The sequence below is a fragment of the Domibacillus sp. genome (assembly GCF_031181085.1).
Taxonomy (GTDB): domain Bacteria; phylum Bacillota; class Bacilli; order Bacillales; family Domibacillaceae; genus Domibacillus.
Map to the genome: position 1 here is coordinate 265,244 of NZ_JAPSLE010000003.1, position 19,381 is coordinate 284,624.

Below are 19,381 nucleotides of genomic sequence, written 5' to 3' on the forward strand. Positions count from 1 at the left end.
AACCCGGCTCCACCAGTCTCAGCTTCCAGCTAGTCCCATAGGAGTCTGCGCTGCCCTCCCGCCGCCAAGTGGCTTGCGACAAGATGGTATAGAGCGAATAAGGCCGTGTCTTTCTGTTTACAAAAGGGAAAAGCTCTATTCGGTCCTTGCTTAAAGATTTTCAACACCACTTAGTGAAGCCTGCCGGACGAAGACTCCTGCGGGAAGTACAGTGAGTCGGGGGACCCCGCAGGCGCAGCCGAGGAGGCTCCCACAATGCCCTAAGGGGCGCGAAGTCCGGCAGGCTTCACTGATCGGCTCTTTGTTAAAAGCGAAAGACTTTGCCTACATACTGCAAGAGACACACTGAAAGACCAAACCACTTGCATGGTTTGGTCTTTTTGATTGCCAGGGTAAAATGAAAACATTTATAAATAAAGGAAAAAGTAATGAGGAGTCAATGAGAAGGAGAAAGGGTAATAAGAAATCATACTGCAAGTCGCTTTTTTGAAGAAGAAAAGAGAGGCGGGATTTACGAAGTGCATCTTTGGAGAATGCCATCTTCTTTTTGAGAAAGAAAAGTAAAATAAAGAGCTGGTATTTGGGATGCTGGAAATTCACAGCCTTTCTTAGTTATGCTACACTCTTACTACGAGGTGATACGAGATGATTTATACAGGGGTAACCGGCTGGGGAGATCATGACACACTTTACACGCAAGGGGTCGCTTCCCGCGATAAATTAACCGAGTACGCAGCGCATTTCCCAACCGTTGAACTTGACTCCAGCTTTTATGCTGTACAGCCGGAGCGCAACATGCGGAAATGGACAGAGGACACGCCGGACGGCTTTCAATTTGTAGTTAAAGCATACCAGGGAATGACCGGCCATGAACGGGGCGAAATTCCGTTTGACTCGAAAGAAGAGATGTTTCAAGCATTTAACTTATCGCTCACACCAATGCTCGAAACAGGAAAGCTCGCCATGGTGTTGTTTCAGTTTCCACCCTGGTTCGACTGCACGCGTGAAAACGTGACGTATATTCGGTATTGCCAGGAAAAAATGGGGAATGTCCCGCTTGCTATTGAATTTCGGAATCAAACCTGGTATGAAGCCAAGTATTTTGATAAAACGATTTCTTTTTTAGAACAGGAGAACTGGATTCATACGGTATGCGATGAGCCGCAGGCCGGTGAAGGCTCAATTCCTATTGTGCTTCAAGCAACGAACAAAGAAAAAACGCTGGTCCGCCTGCATGGACGCAACCGGGCAGGCTGGCGGAAAAACGGTCAGAAAAATTGGCGCAAGGTGCGCTATCTGTATCGCTACAATGAGCATGAATTACGGCAGTGGGTGGATTTTACGAATAAACTCCATAAACAGTCAAAAGATGTCTTCGTGCTGTTTAACAATAATTCCGGCGGTGATGCGGCGGATAATGCGAAGCAATTCTTACATTTAGCTGATATTCAATATGACAATTTAGCTTCGCGCCAGCTCGATTTGTTTTAGGAGGCTAGTATGTAGAATGGAATGGATTCTTTTACTCGGCATCGGCCTGCTCGCAGGAGCAATCGGCGCCCTCGTCGGACTTGGAGGCGGGATTATCATTGTGCCTGCACTGCTTTTTTTAGGCGGAACGGCACTGCTCGACCCTGTTTCCCCACAAGCAGCAGTGGGTACGTCGTCGGTTATCTTAATTATTACCGGCTTGTCTTCAACCCTTGCTTACATGAAACAGAAAAAAGTGGATTATAAATTGGGCTTTCTTTTATTTATTGGCAGCGCGCCGGGAAGCCTGCTTGGGGCTTGGGCCAATAAAGGGTTGGACATGGAGCAGTTCAGCTTGTTTTTTGGCGCGTTCATGGTGTTTATGTCATTTGTACTTATGTTGAAAAATCGGGCAAAGCCGCTGTTTGTATCGCGCGGCCTCACCCGGACATTTACCGACAACGAAGGAACTCATACATATTCCATTGAGCCGATTACCGGAACGATCGCTTCATTTGTGGTCGGCTTTTTAGGCGGTTTATTCGGCATCGGCGGCGGCTCGCTAATGGTGCCCGCCATGATTATGCTGTTTGCGGTTCCCCCGCATGTAGCCGTTGCCACATCGATGCTGCTTATTTTTTTATCAGCAGGCGTATCGAGTGTGACACACGTATTTTTTGGAAACGTAAATTGGCTTTATGCAGCAGCGCTCGTGCCCGGAGCCTGGTTTGGGGCACAAATTGGTGCCTGGCTGAATGCTCGCCTGGCGTCAAAAACCGTTGTGATGATGCTTCGTCTCGTTTTGATTTTGGTTGGTGTCCGCTTGATTTGGCAGGGCATTTATTAAAGGTGGAATGAACATGGAAAAAACGATACATATTTACCATACAAATGATTTACACAGCCATTTTGAAAATTGGCCAAGAATTGCCCGCTTTTTAAAGGAAAAGCGGGAACTGCACGAATCGGCCGGAGAGTTCGTTTTCGCTTTTGATATTGGCGATCATGTGGACCGGGCCCATCCGTTAACAGAAGGAACGCTTGGCACCTTCAACATTGAGCTGCTGAATTCATCTCGGTTTGATGCGGCTGCAATCGGTAACAATGAAGGAATTACGATGCCAAGAGAAGCGTTGAACGCTCTGTACGAGCAGGCTCGCTTTCCGGTTGTTTGCGCCAACTTGTTTGAAAAAAACGGAGAGAGGCGGCCGGACTGGATTGTACCGCATACTTTTTTTCAAGCAGGCAGCACCACGATTGCCGTTACGTCTGCAACTGCACAGTACACCGCTTTTTATGAACTTTTGGACTGGTGCGTCACTCTTCCTATTGATGAGCTGAAAAAGCAAATTGCGATGCTGAAAAAGAGAGCAGATATTGTAATCGTGCTTTCTCATCTTGGGATGTATGATGATGAAAAGCTGGCGGAAGAAACAGAAGCGGATATTATTTTAGGTGGGCATACCCATCATACGTTTCATGAAGGAAAAGAAGTAAATGGAACATTGATGGCGGCAGCCGGCAAATACGGCTATTTTACCGGCCACGTAGAAGTGGATATCGATAAAGCCGGCCGCATAGCCGCTAAACGGGCCCGTGTATATGAAACAAACCGGTTGCTTACGCCTCCGACAGACGAAAAGAAGCAACAGGCGCTCTTTGAAGAAAAGGGGAAACAAGCCCTGTCTGTGCCGGTTGTACGGCTTCAAAAAGAGCTTTGGAGTGATTGGTTTAAGCCGTCTCCGCTTCCTCAAATGCTGACCGAAGCACTTACAGAATGGTGCGGAGCTGACTGCTCTTTTTTAAATGCAGGCGTCGTATTGGGGAATTTGCCGGCAGGGGATATCACAAAATACGACCTGCATAAACTGCTGCCTCATCCTATAAACCCTTGTTTAATCGAATTGACAGGGGCGGAGCTGGCAGAAGTCATCCGGCAGACATGTGATGAAAAATGGCCTCATCTCCAAATTAAAGGGCTCGGTTTTCGCGGAAGCGTCATGGGCCGATTTGTGTATGATCGAATCGAGATCGATAAGCCGAATATTTTCGTTAACGGTGAGCCGATCGACATAAAGCGGACGTACAAGGTTGCGACTCTTGATATGTTTACGTATGGCCATTACTTTGTTGAACTGCATCGGGCTTCATCCAAACGGTATTTCATGCCCGAATTTTTACGCGATATTATGGAATGGAAGCTTCTGCAACTATAAGCCTTCTTTCCCGCATACAATGCGGAAAAGGAGGTTTTTTTATGCGCAGGCGCAGAAAATGGAAGAGCCGTGCTTCATCATCAGGCCGCCGCCGCTTTTTAACTGTTGTTATTTTTTTTATAGCCGGCATTATTTTTGTTCTTTGGCTGATCAACCGGAATATTCAGCCAGTCATTTTAAACTTCGCTGAGGCACAGACGAACAAAATTGCTTCAATGGTTCTGCAAAAAGCGATCAGTGAGGAAATTACCGAAAATCTTAATATAAAAGATATCATGACGACTGAAAAAGGCGATGGAGGATCGACGACATTTAACGCGGAAGTGATCAACAGGGTGCTTGCCGAAGTGACTGATCTTGCTGAAGAAAACCTGGACAAAGCGGAAGCGGGTAATTTAACGGAACTTGAAGAGATCTCAGGTGTCGAGATTGATACGGAAGAAACAGCGCGAGCGCAGGGGATTGCTTACACAATCCCGCTCGGACAAATTACAAACAACGCTATTCTTGGCAATCTTGGACCGCGTATTCCGATTCGCTTTCATGCCATCGGGGACGTTACATCGAATGTCGAAACAAAAGTGGAGCCGTTCGGTATTAACTCTGCTTATGTAGAAGTATACATTGAACTTGAAGTCAGCGTAGAGGTTATCGTTCCATTTGCGGTTGATACAACAGTCGTGAAACAAACACTTCCTGTAGCGATGGGGCTTGTTCATGGAACGGTGCCCAACTACTATAATCCGGATGCCATTAATGTACCGTCAAAATAAAAAAGCATAGAAAAGGTTTGCGTTTTTTGATACGATGTTAACGGAATAAACTATAAAGGCAATGCAGCCAATAAGCCATTGCTTTTTTTTATTGCACAAAATGGAGGAGAAATACTTTTGGAAAACACAATTTTTTCACTTTTGCCGCCGGTCCTGGCCATTGTAATGGTGATCTTAACACGCCGTGTGCTTTTATCGCTTGGCGTTGGGATTCTGGCAGCAGCTTTTTTGCTTGCTGATTTTAAAATTGGGAAAACATTCTCAATCGCTTGGGGAGCACTATCTGGTAATGTGTATACAAGAACAGATGGGGCATTTGAATGGAGTGAATGGAATTTATATATTATTTTCTTTTTGCTTATTTTAGGTATCGTTACAGCGTTTATTACCATTTCCGGCGGCAGCCGTGCTTTTGGAGAATGGGCCGTTACGCGCGTTAAGTCACGCACCGGTGCTCAAGTAATGGCCGCTTTACTTGGTATTTTGATTTTTATCGATGATTACTTTAATGCACTGGCGGTAGGCCAGGTATCACGGCCTATTACCGACCGCCATCGTATTTCACGGGCCAAGCTTGCTTATATCATTGACTCGACGTCTGCTCCAGTTTGTGTAGTGGCGCCGGTCTCAAGCTGGGGTGCTTACATTATAGGATTAATCGGCACCATTTTAACTGCTCATCAAGTAACGGATCTTACAGCTTTCTCGGCGTTTATGCAAATGATTCCTATGAATTATTACGTTTGGGCGGCACTTGGAATGGTTTTTCTTGTAGCAGTATTAAACCGGGATTTTGGTCCAATGAAAAAGCATGAAAATCGCGCTGTTCAAACAGGGGAAGTGGTATTCAGCGGCCGTGAAATTCCTGGTGAGCTAAAAGAAGATTTGCCGGTGAGTGACCGCGGTACGATCGGCGGACTTGTCTGGCCGATTGTAGCATTGATTATCGGTACGGTCGCGGCTATGCTTTTTACGGGCTCCAAAGCGGCAGGGGAAGGCGCAGACATTTTTGCTATTTTTGAAAACACAGATGTAGCAAAATCATTGTTTATTGGCGGAGTCATTGGGCTTATTACAGCATTGGTGGTTTTTGCACGACAGGCCGCTGTGTTCCCTGAGGGAGCCGGTGCTGTATTAGGAAAAGGGATAGCCGAAGGCATTAAATCCATGCTTCCCGCAGTGTATATTTTGTTTTTAGCGTGGACGATCGTAGCGCTGATTGGTGAGCTTGGAACAGGCACGTATTTAGCCGGCCTTGTAGAAAAATCCGACTTGAACATTGGCTTTTTGCCGATGATTTTGTTTGTGACAGCCGGTATTATGGCTTTTGCAACCGGAACAAGCTGGGGATCGTTTGGGATTCTTCTTCCGATTGCCGGTGAAATCGCAGCAGCAACAGATATTTCGCTTTTATTACCGGCTTTGGCAGCCGTTTTAGCGGGTGCTGTATTTGGAGACCACTGCTCGCCGATTTCAGATACAACGATTCTCTCATCAACCGGGGCAGGGAGCAATCACATAGATCACGTGATGACACAAATTCCTTATGCGCTCGTATCTGCTTTAGCGGCGGCAGCAGGTTATCTTGTGCTCGGTTTTACGGAAAATATATTTCTTGGGCTTGCCGTGACGATTCTTTTACTAGTTATGTTTGCTTTTATTTTAAAAAGAACAAAGTAGAGTTTTTTAGAAGAAAGACCTGTATATGGGAAATATGCAGGTCTTTTTTGTTAGGTAAGCGGATTCGAAAAAAATTAACTGAATTATTCTAAAAAAATAATAAAAAAGATATTTACGAATATTTTAAAGAAGATTATAATAAAGATGGTCTTCAGAAATTATCTGAAAATACAAAATTTTGAACATTCAAGGAGGTCCATATATATGGAACAAAATCGTCCACAATGGGGGTCCCGCGCTGGATTTATTATGGCAGCGGTTGGCTCGGCCATCGGGCTGGGGAATATTTGGCGTTTTCCGGCTGTTGCTTATGAAAATGGAGGAGGAGCTTTTTTCCTGCCCTATTTATTTGCTTTATTAACAGCGGGTATTCCACTTCTGATCATGGAGTTCACAATGGGGCACAAATATCGGGGTTCAGCACCGCTGACGCTGACTCGTCTCAATAAAAAAGCAGAGTGGCTTGGCTGGTGGCAGCTAGCAATCTCGTTTGTGATCGCTACCTATTACTCTGTTATTATTGCCTGGGCAACATCGTACTCATTCTTTTCTTTCAAACTTACATGGGGTGAAACACCGCAAGACTTCTTGCTCGGTGATTACCTACAGGTAGTTGAGGCCGGCCAGTTTGGCGGATTTGCCAGTGGAGTTCTACTGCCACTTGTGATCATTTGGATTGTATCGCTTGGAATCTTAGTTTCTGGTATTAAAAAAGGAATTGAAGCAGCAACGAAAGTCATGCTTCCTGTTCTCGTTATTTTATTTTTAATTGTTGTTGTCCGTGCGCTGACGCTGCCAGGTGCACTTGAAGGATTGGATGCATTTTTCCAGCCTGACTGGTCAAAAATTACAGACGGTAAAGTATGGATTGCGGCTTACGGCCAAATTTTCTTTAGTTTATCTGTTGGTTTTGCCATCATGATCACCTACTCTAGTTATTTACCGAAAAAAGCGGATATTACAAACAACGCATTTATTACTGCTTTTTCGAATTCATCGTTTGAATTACTGGCTGGTTTTGGCGTTTTTGCCGCTCTTGGATTTATGGCCCAGCAGCAGGGTGTTCCAGTTAATGAGGTAGTATCAAGTGGTGTTATTTTAGCATTTGCTGTGTTTCCACAAATTATTAATGAGTTTCCTGTTGCGAATGGTTTCTTTGGTTTCTTATTCTTTGCTTCGCTTACGCTTGCAGGACTAACATCCCTTATCTCTATTGTAGAGACATTTGTTGCCGGTCTACAGGAGAAATTTAATATTTCGCGTACAGTATCCGTTCTTGTCGGCGGCGGTTTAGCAGCGGTTATTTCCCTTTTATTTGCGACAAAAGGCGGCTTAAACTTCCTGGATGTTACGGATTACTTTATCAATCAATTTGGTGTCGTTTTTGCTGGCTTCGTCGAAGTTATTTTAGTCGTTTGGGTATTCAAAGAACTTGATGCACTAAAACAGCATGCTGATTCAGTATCGGATATTCATCTTGGTGCATGGTGGAAATTCTGCTTAAAATTTGTTACACCGATCGTACTTGCTTATATGATGTTTGACAATATCCGCCAAAACATCACGGCTCCATACGGAGATGGAAGCTATTCTGCTTCTTTCCTATTTACTTATGGCTGGCTGGTTGCTGCAGCTGCTTTAGTCGTTGGAGTTATTTTGATGATCATTAAACCGTTTGGCAAACAAGGCAGGGGGGAAATGTAAATGAGCGCAAGTGCAGTTGTGATGATGATTGTCGGTGTTGTAATCATTTGGGGCGGCCTTGGTGCCAGCATTGGTCACGCAGTAAAAAAAGCAAAAGAAAACAAACATTCATAATAGCAAAAAGCGAATTTAAACGCTGTTCTGCTGAATACTTTGCAAAATCAAAGCCGGATTACCGATAAAGTAATCCGGCTTTTTATATTATTTACAGTAAACAGCGAGCCATTCCTATTTTTATGAGGAATGATTTATTTTTTACGCCAAATAAAATCAAAAGTCAGGATATTTTTGGGACGGGGAACGGTATACAGCCAGCCAATGGTTCTTGTGGACATCCATTGGCAAATAAGGGCTTGGACGACGATTTCCCAAGCGATGGCATAAGCTGTGATCAAGAAAATAAAACCATTAATCCAAAAAAGCGGTTTACTGGGATTCACACGCCTGTACTTGGCAATAATTAAAGCGATGACGCCAACGCCTCCGTTTGATACTCCCTGCCTTAATAAAATGGATACGCCTGTACCAAAAAAGAGGGAACCAAAAAACAAATCAATCCATACATTTGAAAAGGGTGATTCTAGGTATACGTTAAAAATGTTGACCGAAATAGAGGTAATCGTAATGCCGAGCAGTGTACCTAAAGCACTCATGCCCCCTAAATAGTGAACAGCGAATAAAAGCATGGAAGAATTAACAAGCCACAGCGCAATGCTTATTGGGATATCCATCCAGTAATTCAGCAGTACAGTCAGCCCGGCACCGCCGCCGGAAGGAATAAAGTTAGGGAATAAAAACACGCCCATAGCGAAGCCCTGCATAACCGCTCCCACACTGACTAAAAAATACTTTCTGACTAAAGCGCGGAAGGTCAATGGAGCATAACTTTTATTGTTGGTTTTCAGAAAAAATCATCCCCAATTACGTATAAAATGGCGTGCTCGTCCTCCTTTTTAAAGTGTATGCGGCACTGTATAAAAAGAATACGTAAGGAGACCATACATTTAATGAGCTGTTACAAAAACATTAAACGGGGTGTGCATGTGGGGAAACAGGCTGAGAAAGTAAGTATATGGTGTGTTGTAAGTATGGCTTCCATTCCGCTCGTCATGACATTAGGGAATTCTATGCTGATTCCCGTTTTGCCAATACTGGAAAAAAAGGTGGGTATTTCCTCTTTTCAATCCAGTATGATTATTACAAGTTATTCGGTTGCTGCTGTTTTTTTAATTCCGCTGGCGGGATATTTATCGGACCGGATTGGACGAAAAAAAGTTATTTTGCCCAGCTTGGTTCTTGCCTTGATTGGAGGACTTATTGCCGGATTTGCCTCTTGGAAAATGGCGGATCCCTACACCTGGATTATTATCGGCCGGATTCTGCAGGGGATTGGTTCAGCGGGAGCCATGCCTATTATCCTGCCGCTGGTGGGAGATCTTTACAAGGACAATGCGGAAAAAACAAGCGCCTGTTTAGGGACCATTGAAACATCGAATACATTTGGAAAAGTGTTAAGTCCGATCCTCGGATCTATACTGGCCGCCTTTTTGTGGTTTTTGCCCTTCTTTGCAATTTCTGCTTTTAGTTTAATCTCGATCGCATTAATTTTTTTCTTTGTGAAAGTGCCAAAAGGAAAGCAGGAAAAGCCAAAAAAATTCAAGGAATTTGTGAGTAATACGAAAAAGACCCTTAAAAAAGAAGGGAAATGGCTTTTTACCGTTTTTCTTTTAGGATTTTATGTGTTTTTGGTATTATTCAGTGTGTTATTTTACCTATCGGACATTTTGGAGAAAGTACATCAAATTTTTGACATAAAAAAAGGTTTTATATTAGCGATTCCGCTTTTCCTGCTTTGTATTGTGGCGTTTACAGTGGGGCGCAAAATCAAAGGGAATTTGCCAACTATGAGGAAAATCCTTATTGTTTGTTTGATTGTTACGTCTATTAGTGTGGTGTTTGTTGGCTTTGTCAGCAAGCAGCTGATCCTTCTTTTAGTGGTAACCAGCATCCTGGGAATGGCGATTGGAGCTGTTATGCCTGTACTGGATGCCATTATTACAGAAAACATCAAAAAAGAAGAAAGAGGCACCATTACCTCTTTTTACAGTGCAGCCCGGTTTGCTGGGGTAGCAGCAGGCCCACCTTTGATGTCTATCGTGATGGCAAAATTTTTAAATGGAGGGTATATTACAGCAGGCGTACTAGGGCTGATTATGCTATTTGTTGTCATGAAATTTATTCAGGTAAAGGAAATCGAAAACTGAAGACTTTTCCTGTCTTGGCAGGACCGGACAATCTATATGTGTTCCGGTCCTTTCTTTATTTTTATACGATCCGGCTTATTTACCTTTGTTTCCTTCTTTTAGAAAAGCAGGCTTTGCAAGGCCGATCGGCTTAATCAAGCTGATCGAGCCAACCGTAGCTGCAAAAACAGAAGCACCTACGATGATGGCATAAAGATCAAAATCCAAAAACAGTTTAACGAGGTTGTAAGAAATAACTAGAGAAAAAAGCGGAGACACGAGCCATACTTTCAGCAGCCTGCTGATAATGCCTTTTTGAAATATTTTTGCGCCTTCTTCCGAGAAGCCAATACCGAGAATACTGCATGTGGTCACCTGGGTTTGTGGAACAGGAATGCCGAATAGAGAAGCAATAATCACGAGTGTCCCGCCGAGACCTGAAACCGCACTTCCTTGAAGCAAGCTCAGGTCGGTCAGCTTTTTCCCATTTGTTTCGATCACTTTTGCGCCGAGAAGCAGCGCGCCCGCTGCGGTAAATAGTCCACCGATCACAATCCCGTTTTGGATAGAGATCAGCCCGGAAGCAGCGAGCGGACCGATCGAGTTGGCGACATTGTTCATACCGGCTGAAAAAGCTTCCAAAAATCCTGTGCCGATCACTAATACGGACAAAACTTTGATCCATTTCGGCTTTTTTAAAAACAACAGCCGGGCTTCTGCTCGTTTTACCCCTTTATTTAAAAGCCAGGCGAAAAAAAAGGCCACAATCGGAATAAGAATCCAATACATCATAATCGTCAACAGCGTACTGATAAATACTTGTTTATACGCCACCCCAACGCCAACAATCGCTCCTACAGTCACTTCACTTGTGGAAAGCGGGATACCGGAAATATTGGCGATAAAAAGTGAAATAGCGGCCGAGCAAAGAATGATCAAGGAAATGTGAATGCTGATCAATTCTTGTGGAATAATCCCTGAGCCGAGGGTTTTAGCTACTTCGCCGCCGCCTAAAGCCGCTCCGAGCAGCACGCCGATTCCGCAAATAACCAATGCCATCCGCCTGTTTTTTAATGCTCCAGAACCATAGGCAATACCCATGGAGGCAGCGGCTCCGCTTGCACCGATATTAAGTGCAAAGAAAAGGGCTGCCAGAAAAGCCAATAAGGTAATCATTTTCCTGTTCCGCTCCTATCCATTCGGGTAACGCCCGCCTTCTATTTTCTCACTGGACTAGTATCTTGTACGGGTCATTCCTAAACAAGCAGCTGTGCCTGCAGCTGGCTGCACCCCTTCCTGAAACAAACCAATCAATAGGTAAATTCCTAAAAGCAGTTTATTCAGCATTTAGAAAAAGAGTTCGAAAGGAAAAAGCAGGCTGAGCATATGCCCAAAGGAGCAAAAAATCAAGAACCATCTGAAAAATAGACGAATAAATTAGCTATATGCTGATAAGGTGAGAGACAAATGAATACTAACGTAAGCGGTTTGTCAGCAGGCAGGGAAAACGTTAAAAGGAGAGGAGCAGATAATGGCAGTCCGAATTTATCAAGGCCACTCTCACCAGCTGAGCTGTGCCGATGTGAATGTTGTGATTGACGTCATTCGTGCGTTCACTTTTGCCCACTACGCGTTTATAAAAGGGGCAGAGGAAATTTTACTGGCAGAAACAATCAATTCTGCACTTCAAACAAAAGAAAAAAATCCCACATACATGCTGGCTGGTGAAGAGAAGGGGCTCTACATCCCCGGATTTGACCTTGATAACTCTCCAGCCAGCCTCCTTGAAGCAAACGTGGAGGGGAAAATTCTCGTTCAAAAAACGACCAATGGAGTAAGAGCTGCGCTACATGCATTAAACGCCAGCCATGTATTTGTAACGGGCTTTTCCAATGCGAAAACAACCGCTCAATACATTCGCCGGCTTGTCGGGAAAAACGCGGACATTAATATAATCGCTTCCCATCCGAGTGGCGATGAGGATCTTGCCTGTGCCGAATACATGAAAGCTATTATTGAAGGAGAGGAAGACTGCTCCGCGTTTGAAACAGTTTCGAGAATTAGAGAAGCAGAGCCGGCACAAAAGTTTTTTGATGATAACCGGCCGGAATTTAAAAGTGCCGATATTACCCTGTGTGTGAAAGAGCTGGACACTGGTTTTGTGATGGAAGTAAACCAGAAAAATAATTTACCAAGAATTGTGAGGGTGAATGTATGAGGGACACAGGGCTGAACCTGCCGAAAAGAAGCAGTAAACCAAGAGGAAATGGGCTCACCATTCTGATTGATAACGGGGTTCCATTGCAGCTTTTTCAAGATACGATCAATAGTTCAGAAGCATATATTGATTTTGTGAAATTTGGCTGGGGAACAGCGGTTGTCACGAAGCATTTGGAAGAGAAAATTGCCTGCCTGCAGGAAAATAAAGTGAACTTCTTTTTTGGCGGCACGTTATTTGAGAAGTTTGTCAGTCAAAAGAAATTGAGTGATTTTGAGAAATTTATTCAAAAACATGGATGCCAGTACATCGAAATCTCAAACGGCACAATTGACATGACCAACAGGGAAAAAGCAGCTTATATAAAAGAGTTTGCTAAGGATTTTACTGTGTTTAGTGAAGTAGGGGCCAAAGACAGTGACAAATCTCTGCATCAAAATGCATCTCAATGGGTCGAATGGATTCTTGAAGACATTGAAGCCGGTTCAACAAAAGTGATCACCGAAGCGCGTGAAAGCGGCACAAGTGGAATTTGCCGGAGTAATGGGGAAATGCGCATGGAAATCGTGGATAAAATACTAGAAACGGGAATGGATCTGCAAAAAATGATTTTTGAAGCACCCTCAAAAAAATTACAGACTGCTTTTATCCAAATAGCTGGCCCGAACGTGAACCTCGCTAATATTCCATTTTCTGATGCGATCCCGCTTGAAACATTACGGCTTGGGCTGCGGTCCGACACATTTTCTTTAAACGAGCGATGTATAATGACAAAAGAGTATAAGATAAATAAGGTTTCTTCTGACAGTATCGATTTCTTTATATAAAGAAAAAGCTGCATCCCTCTTAACATAAGGGATGCAGCTTTTTCGTTTATTTCTATTTTAACAGCCGGCCGCATTTTCTCCTGCTTTGAAGAAATCACCTTTTGCGGGCACTTGATAATTATGATAAAGTAGCGGTATAGTGTAAGCCGATTGGAGATGGAAAAATGAGTACAAAAGAGGAATACTTGCGTAAACCAGAATGGTTGAAAATAAAGCTGAATACAAACGAGAATTACACAGGATTAAAGAAAATGATGCGTGAAAAGCAGCTTCATACAGTTTGTGAAGAAGCCAAGTGTCCAAACATCCACGAGTGCTGGGCTGTCCGCCGTACAGCGACATTTATGATTCTTGGCAGCGTCTGCACACGTGCCTGCCGTTTCTGTGCTGTAAAAACAGGTCTTCCGACAGAGCTTGACCTGCAGGAGCCGGAACGCGTAGCGGATTCGGTTGTGCAAATGAATTTAAAGCACGTCGTTGTTACAGCTGTTGCGCGTGATGATTTAAAAGACGGCGGTGCTTATGTATTTGCTGAAACGGTTCGGGCCATTCGCCGAAAAAATCCATTCACATCGATTGAAGTGCTTCCTTCTGATATGGGCGGAATTGAAGAAAACTTACAAATGCTGATGGATGCCAAGCCTGATATTTTAAATCATAACATCGAAACGGTCCGCAGCTTAACGCCGCGTGTTCGTGCGCGTGCAAAGTATGACCGCTCGCTTGAGTTTTTACGCCGTGCGAAAGAAATGCAGCCGGATATCCCGACAAAATCAAGCTTAATGGTTGGTCTCGGGGAAACAAAAGAAGAGATTATTGAAGTGATGGACGACCTTCGTGCGAACAACGTAGATATTATGACGATTGGGCAATACTTGCAGCCATCGAAAAAACACTTAAAGGTACAAAAATATTACCATCCAGACGAATTCGCCGAGCTGCGTGAAATCGCCATGTCAAAAGGGTTCAGCCACTGCGAGGCGGGTCCAATGGTTCGTTCTTCCTACCATGCGGATGAGCAGGTTAATGCTGCGGCAAAAGCGAAACACGCCGAGGGCGAAGCACAGGCGGCCCAATAAATGATTACGATTCAAAATGAAAGCTATGAAATTGTCGAGGAGCGGACGGAAGGATTTAATGAAGAAGCTTTCCGGGCCCGCTACAGTGATATTTTGGCAAAGTATGATTACATTGTCGGCGACTGGGGATATGGACAGCTTCGGCTCAAAGGGTTTTTCGAAGATGACAACAAAAAAGCGTCCTACGACAACAAGTTTTCGACTATACGTGATTATTTGCTGGAATACTGCAACTTCGGATGCGGCTATTTTATTTTAAAAAAGCTGCCTGTTGCGGCAGCACCGAAAAAACCAGCTGAGTCTCAAGGAAAATAATAGGCGGCGTGTTTGCCTATTTATAGGGCGCGATTCAATATGAATCGCGCCATGTTGTTTTAAGCGTTAAATTACTTCATATAAAAATTCTTTTAACTCCGCCGCTTCTTCTTCACCCATATTAAACGCATATTCAATATAGCCCGGCTCTTCCAGGTCATCGCGGCCGATAATGGCATATGTATTTCCCTGCAGGTTTAAAACGACCGATTTGCCGTAATAGCGGTCCGTCTGCATAAGGGCCAGGTCGTATCGGCTGTGTTCGCCGGCAAAGCTGACAAATCGCGTTACCGTCGTATCTTTTTCGTCATAAAGAAAAAAACGTTCACTCATGTGCTGTCCTCCGCTCTACATTTTCAACCATTGTACCACATGATACAATAGAAGCGGAAAGGATGGATGGCCTGTGTATTTTATTGACCGCAAGAAAATAGAAGCAACGCTTCGCTTTATGGAGCAGCAGCTCGATTTGTTCCACTCTCAGCCAGCCTGGGAAACAGTTATTGAAAGAGCGGCACTTGAGAGAATCGCCCAAACCGTTGTCGAATCGATTATTGACGTTGGCAATGCAATGATCGACGGCTTTATTATGCGTGATCCAGGAAGTTACGATGACATTATTGATATTCTGGACGATGAAAATGTCATTCTGCCAGAACAATCTGCTCCTTTAAAAGATGTAATCGCTCTTCGGAAAATGCTTGTCCGCGAATATATCTCTATTTCGCATGATGAGCTGGCGGCAGTATTTATCGCTAATAAAAAAGAATTGGCCGATTTTCCAAACCGTGTCCGTGCTTATTTGGAACATGAGCTTGGACCTGTTTCTGCATTTTTACCGGAAGAAGGAGAAAAGAAATGACACGTTATAAAGGCTATTTAATCGATTTAGACGGCACGATGTATGCCGGCACACAAATTATTCCGGGAGCAGCAGAGTTTGTTGACCGCCTGAATGCTGCGGGCCTTCCTTATTTGTTTGTGACGAACAACTCATCCCGGACGCCGGAACAGGTGGCGGACAAACTAGTGAAAATGGGTATTCATACACGCCCGGAAAATGTATTTACCACTTCGCGTGCAACGGCGCAGTTTATCCACGATGAAAAACCGGGAGCAACGGTGTATGTGATCGGAGAAGATGGCATCCTGCAGGCGCTTGCAGAGCAAGGCCTTGAAGTCGTGACGCATGAACACCCTGATTACGTCGTTACAGGAATTGACCGCGGTATTACATATGAAAAGCTGGCAGGTGCCTGCTTGGCTGTGCGTAACGGCGCCCGCTTCATTTCGACAAACGGCGATATTGCTATTCCATCAGAACGTGGCTTTCTGCCTGGAAACGGCTCGCTGACATCGGTGGTTTCTGTTTCAACTGAAACAGAGCCGGTCTTTATCGGAAAGCCGGAGCCGATTATTATGGAACAGGCTATGGAAGTTCTTGGCACGTCAAAAGAAGAAACGATTATGATCGGGGATTATTATGATACAGATATCCTGGCCGGTATTAACATTGGAATTGATACACTGCTTGTGCATACGGGTGTAACGCAGCCGGAGTTTTTGGAGCGGTATGACATCCAGCCGACTTACACACGAAAAAATTTAAATGAGTGGGAATTGTAAGAAACAGCACATTGCTGTTTCTTTTTTTGGGGTAAAAATGAGCACATAAGGGTATGAAGTCTATATGACTATTTTTAGGGGGCTCTTATGAATATTCCAAAAAAAACCACATCTTATTGGAAAGACCATGAAGCACCACGGTCATTTACTCCGCTGCAAACCGATTTAACAGCAGAGGTTGTCATTGTCGGTGGTGGGATTACCGGCATTTTAACGGCATGGAAGCTGGCTAAAGAAGGAAAAAAAGCAGTTCTGATTGAGGCAGGGAAATTGACCGACGGGACAACTGGATTTACAACCGCCAAAATTACCGCTCAGCACAGTCTTATTTATGATAAGCTGATTCGCACCTTCGGAGAAGAAAAAGCGAGACTTTATTACGAAGCAAATGAGGAAGCAATCGCTTTTATAGAGAAGACGGTCAAAGAGCTGGATATTGAGTGCGAGTTTTCAAAACAAGATGCTTACACGTATATTACAACCGATGAAATGCTTCCGGCGCTTGAAAAAGAAGCAGCCGCCTACCAAAAGCTCGGCATAAATGGAGGCTTAGCCGGCGTCTCTGCAGGGATGAATCTGCCTTTTCATGTAGAAGAAGCACTCGTCATGAGAGAGCAGGCACAATTTCATCCTGTGAAGTTTTTAGAAGCGCTTGTGAGGGATATGGCGGAGCAGGTTCACATTTTTGAAGATACACGGGCAGAGTCCATAGATGGACGGACGGTTAAAACAACAGACGGACATTTCATTACCGGGGATCATATTGTTGTGGCTTCGCATTATCCGTTTAATGACTTTGACGGTGCTTATTTTGCTAAGCTGCATCCGGAACGGTCCTATGCTATTGGGGTAAAAGGGGATTACACGCTCCAGAGCGGCATGTATATCAGCCAGGATCAGCCATCGCGCTCCGTCCGGTATACACGAATGGAAAATGGAGAGCAGCTGCTTATTATTGGCGGGGAAAATCATCCAGCCGGGCGCAGCAAACAGGAGACAACTCATCATTACAAAGAGCTGGCTGCGTTTGCCAAAAAGCATTTTGGAGCTGAAGAAGTCCTTTACCGTTGGTCCGCACAAGACTTAACCACACTGGATCAAGTTCCTTATATCGGGCAGATACATGAAAAAATCTATTTGGCAACCGGATACGCCAAGTGGGGAATGACGAGCGGAACAGTGGCCGCCGCGCTGCTAACCGATTTGATTGTACAGGGCAGCAGCCGGTACGCTGACGTTTATGATCCGAAGCGTACCAAAGTGAAGCCGACCGATATTAAAACATTTATTTCTCAAAACGCAGCCGTTGCAAAAGAAATGATCAGCGGAAAGTTAAAAGGAGCAGACAAAAAGGCCGACTCTCTAGAGCCCGGCGAAGGAGGCATCGTAACCGTAGGCGGCGAAAAAACCGGAGCGTACAAGGATGAACAGGGCAAGTGCCATTTTGTCGATATCACGTGTACGCATATGGGATGTGAAACAGCCTGGAATGATGCCGAACGCTCATGGGACTGTCCATGCCATGGCTCTAGATTTTCTTATGACGGCAAAGTGCTGGAAGGGCCGGCTGTTCAGCCATTGAAAAAGAAATAAAAAAGCCGCCTGTAAAAGGCGGCTTATTCGGTTTGGGCAGCACGGTGGGCAAGACGGCTCGCTGCAGCAGCGGCAAGGGCGCCGACAATATCATCTAAAAATGTGTGTACCTGTCCGGTTGATTTATCATTTAAAAACTCCAGAATACCTGGCTTTTGCTTATCAATATAGCCGTAGCTTGTTAATCCAATTGTTCCATAAACATTAATAATGGCAGTGGCAATTGTTTCATCAAGACCATACAGTCCCTCATCCGTTTTAATAATGGATTGAAGCGGTTCCGCCAGCTGGTTTTTCTCCGCCAGCATATCAAGCTGAATGCCGGTCAGAATCGCGTTTTGTACTTCACGCTTACGCAGTACAGCTTCTACATGCTCTGCTGCTTCTTCCAGCTTCAAATTAGGATGGTAAGGTTTTTGTAAATATAAAACAAGCTCCGCAATATCATCCACTTTAACGCCGCGCTCGGCAATCCAGCGGCGGGCCGTTTGTTCAGACATGCTCATGACGCGTTTCTTTTCAATACTCATCTTCCACACACCTTTTTTATCATTATATGTATTACTGCTGTTCCTATACCCGTTTTCATTGTGACATACTCAAGATGAAAATGATACAATAAGACAGAATAATCGGAAATGGGGGACGCTGTGTGAAGCCGTATGTGTACGTAACGAGAAAAGTGCCGGATGAAATAACAGCGAGATTGTCTGCTTCTTACCGGGTGGAAACATGGACAGAGGAGGACAGAGCTGTGCCGCGGGAAATTCTGCTCGAAAAAGCAGCCTCCGCTCATGCATTGTTAACCGTAATTTCAGACGTGGTCGATGAGGAATTGCTTTCACAGGCTGAACGATTAAAAGTGGTCGCAAATATGGCCGTTGGCTTTGATAATATTGATTTAGATGCGGCCAGCCGCCATGGTGTGGCCATTTGCAACACGCCGGATGTATTAACAGATACAACGGCAGATTTGACCTTCGCGCTTCTTTTAGCAACAGCACGCCGGGTAACGGAAGCGTCTGAGTTTGTGAAAGAAGGAAAATGGACAAGCTGGGCGCCGATGATGCTGGTTGGAACGGATGTGCATCATAAAAAAATCGGCATTATTGGAATGGGTAAGATCGGAACCGCTGTAGCCAAAAGGGCAGCCGGCTTTGATATGGATATTTTATATCATAACCGCAGCCGCCATGAAGTAGCAGAAGAAATGCTGGGTGCCCAGTACCGCAGCTTGGAGGAACTTCTAGAGGAAGCGGATTTCGTCGTTTGCCTGGCTCCGCTGAACGATGATACACGGGGCATGTTTCAGCGGGAACACTTTCAAAAAATGAAAAAAGATGCGATCTTTATCAATGCAAGCCGGGGACCGATTATCAATGAACAGGCACTAATAGAGGCACTCGAAGCCGGTGATATTGCGGCAGCAGGGCTGGATGTATTCGACAGCGAGCCGATTTCCGCTGATCATCCGTTTTTATCGATGAAAAATGTGGTAGCACTTCCGCATATCGGCAGCGCATCAAAAGAAACAAGGCTGGCTATGATGCAGACATGCTGTGACAATATTGAAGCGGTATTTGATGAACGTCCGCCCAAAACGCTTGTGAACAAAGATGTATTACAATTTTAAAAAA

Annotated in this window: 20 protein-coding genes; 16 read left to right on the forward strand and 4 right to left on the reverse strand. The window is 44.5% G+C overall.

The features are described 5' to 3' along the window. Positions 1–645 precede the first annotated feature (645 nt). The 7 genes from RIN81_RS07200 (at position 646) to RIN81_RS07230 (ending at position 7,957) form a co-directional block, all read left to right on the forward strand. A complete protein-coding gene (locus RIN81_RS07200; protein ID WP_309088780.1) occupies positions 646–1,491 on the forward strand; it encodes a DUF72 domain-containing protein in 846 nt (281 codons plus the stop codon). A 16-nt stretch (positions 1,492–1,507) separates the two neighbouring features. Further along, positions 1,508–2,317, forward strand: coding sequence for a sulfite exporter TauE/SafE family protein (locus RIN81_RS07205; protein ID WP_309088782.1), 810 nt, complete (start codon positions 1,508–1,510; stop codon positions 2,315–2,317). 13 nt (positions 2,318–2,330) lie between these two features. Continuing rightward, a complete protein-coding gene (locus RIN81_RS07210; protein ID WP_309088784.1) occupies positions 2,331–3,686 on the forward strand; it encodes a bifunctional metallophosphatase/5'-nucleotidase in 1,356 nt (451 codons plus the stop codon). 41 nt (positions 3,687–3,727) lie between these two features. Beyond that, a complete protein-coding gene (yunB, locus tag RIN81_RS07215; protein ID WP_309088786.1) occupies positions 3,728–4,459 on the forward strand; it encodes a sporulation protein YunB in 732 nt (243 codons plus the stop codon). A gap of 117 nt (positions 4,460–4,576) precedes the next feature. Further along, the gene (locus RIN81_RS07220; protein ID WP_309088789.1) at positions 4,577–6,139 is read left to right on the forward strand and encodes a Na+/H+ antiporter NhaC family protein; all 1,563 of its coding nucleotides are present in this window, start codon (positions 4,577–4,579) and stop codon (positions 6,137–6,139) included. A 204-nt stretch (positions 6,140–6,343) separates the two neighbouring features. Further along, positions 6,344–7,843, forward strand: a complete 1,500-nt coding sequence (locus RIN81_RS07225) for a sodium-dependent transporter (RefSeq protein ID WP_309088791.1) — start codon at positions 6,344–6,346, stop codon at positions 7,841–7,843. Further along, positions 7,844–7,957 (forward strand): methionine/alanine import family NSS transporter small subunit, encoded by a 114-nt coding sequence (locus RIN81_RS07230; protein ID WP_309088793.1) that lies wholly within the window; start codon positions 7,844–7,846, stop codon positions 7,955–7,957. A 134-nt stretch (positions 7,958–8,091) separates the two neighbouring features. On the opposite strand, the gene RIN81_RS07235 is transcribed toward RIN81_RS07230, so the two are convergent. Continuing rightward, complete coding sequence (locus tag RIN81_RS07235; protein ID WP_309088795.1) at positions 8,092–8,718, reverse strand: YitT family protein; 627 nt, start codon at positions 8,716–8,718, stop codon at positions 8,092–8,094. A 132-nt stretch (positions 8,719–8,850) separates the two neighbouring features. Here RIN81_RS07235 and RIN81_RS07240 point away from each other — a divergent pair, with 132 nt between their 5' ends. Beyond that, positions 8,851–10,107 carry an MFS transporter gene (locus RIN81_RS07240; RefSeq protein WP_309088797.1) on the forward strand — a complete coding sequence of 419 codons (1,257 nt, stop codon included), beginning with the start codon at positions 8,851–8,853 and terminating at the stop codon, positions 10,105–10,107. Between the two features lie 75 nt (positions 10,108–10,182). Here RIN81_RS07240 and RIN81_RS07245 read toward each other — a convergent pair whose 3' ends face one another. Then, positions 10,183–11,262, reverse strand: a complete 1,080-nt coding sequence (locus tag RIN81_RS07245) for a sulfate permease (RefSeq protein ID WP_309088799.1) — start codon at positions 11,260–11,262, stop codon at positions 10,183–10,185. 355 nt (positions 11,263–11,617) lie between these two features. On the opposite strand from RIN81_RS07245, the gene RIN81_RS07250 reads away from it, so the two are divergent. The 4 genes from RIN81_RS07250 (at position 11,618) to RIN81_RS07265 (ending at position 14,525) form a co-directional block, all read left to right on the forward strand. After that, positions 11,618–12,304 (forward strand): 2-phosphosulfolactate phosphatase, encoded by a 687-nt coding sequence (locus tag RIN81_RS07250; protein WP_309088801.1) that lies wholly within the window; start codon positions 11,618–11,620, stop codon positions 12,302–12,304. Beyond that, entirely contained in the window at positions 12,301–13,131 is an 831-nt protein-coding gene (locus RIN81_RS07255; RefSeq protein WP_309088803.1) for a phosphosulfolactate synthase, read from the forward strand. The genes RIN81_RS07250 and RIN81_RS07255 overlap by 4 nt, the downstream gene beginning before the upstream one ends. Before the next feature lie 164 nt (positions 13,132–13,295). Beyond that, a complete protein-coding gene (gene lipA / locus RIN81_RS07260; protein ID WP_309088805.1) occupies positions 13,296–14,210 on the forward strand; it encodes a lipoyl synthase in 915 nt (304 codons plus the stop codon). Beyond that, positions 14,211–14,525: a YutD family protein gene (locus tag RIN81_RS07265; protein WP_242234046.1), complete on the forward strand. Its 315-nt coding sequence runs from the start codon at positions 14,211–14,213 to the stop codon at positions 14,523–14,525. 66 nt (positions 14,526–14,591) lie between these two features. Here RIN81_RS07265 and RIN81_RS07270 read toward each other — a convergent pair whose 3' ends face one another. Beyond that, positions 14,592–14,858, reverse strand: a complete 267-nt coding sequence (locus RIN81_RS07270; protein ID WP_242234045.1) for a DUF3055 domain-containing protein — start codon at positions 14,856–14,858, stop codon at positions 14,592–14,594. A gap of 73 nt (positions 14,859–14,931) precedes the next feature. Here RIN81_RS07270 and RIN81_RS07275 point away from each other — a divergent pair, with 73 nt between their 5' ends. The 3 genes from RIN81_RS07275 (at position 14,932) to RIN81_RS07285 (ending at position 17,744) form a co-directional block, all read left to right on the forward strand. Then, a complete protein-coding gene (locus tag RIN81_RS07275; protein ID WP_309088808.1) occupies positions 14,932–15,387 on the forward strand; it encodes a DUF86 domain-containing protein in 456 nt (151 codons plus the stop codon). After that, positions 15,384–16,151 (forward strand): TIGR01457 family HAD-type hydrolase, encoded by a 768-nt coding sequence (locus tag RIN81_RS07280; protein WP_251269768.1) that lies wholly within the window; start codon positions 15,384–15,386, stop codon positions 16,149–16,151. Before RIN81_RS07275 ends, RIN81_RS07280 begins: the two co-directional genes overlap by 4 nt. An 87-nt stretch (positions 16,152–16,238) precedes the next feature. Beyond that, a complete protein-coding gene (locus RIN81_RS07285) occupies positions 16,239–17,744 on the forward strand; it encodes an FAD-dependent oxidoreductase (protein WP_309088810.1) in 1,506 nt (501 codons plus the stop codon). A gap of 23 nt (positions 17,745–17,767) precedes the next feature. On the opposite strand, the gene RIN81_RS07290 is transcribed toward RIN81_RS07285, so the two are convergent. Beyond that, positions 17,768–18,274, reverse strand: a complete 507-nt coding sequence (locus RIN81_RS07290) for a phosphatidylglycerophosphatase A family protein (protein ID WP_309088812.1) — start codon at positions 18,272–18,274, stop codon at positions 17,768–17,770. 122 nt (positions 18,275–18,396) lie between these two features. Here RIN81_RS07290 and RIN81_RS07295 point away from each other — a divergent pair, with 122 nt between their 5' ends. Continuing rightward, positions 18,397–19,377: a 2-hydroxyacid dehydrogenase gene (locus RIN81_RS07295; RefSeq protein WP_309088814.1), complete on the forward strand. Its 981-nt coding sequence runs from the start codon at positions 18,397–18,399 to the stop codon at positions 19,375–19,377. Positions 19,378–19,381 lie beyond the last annotated feature (4 nt).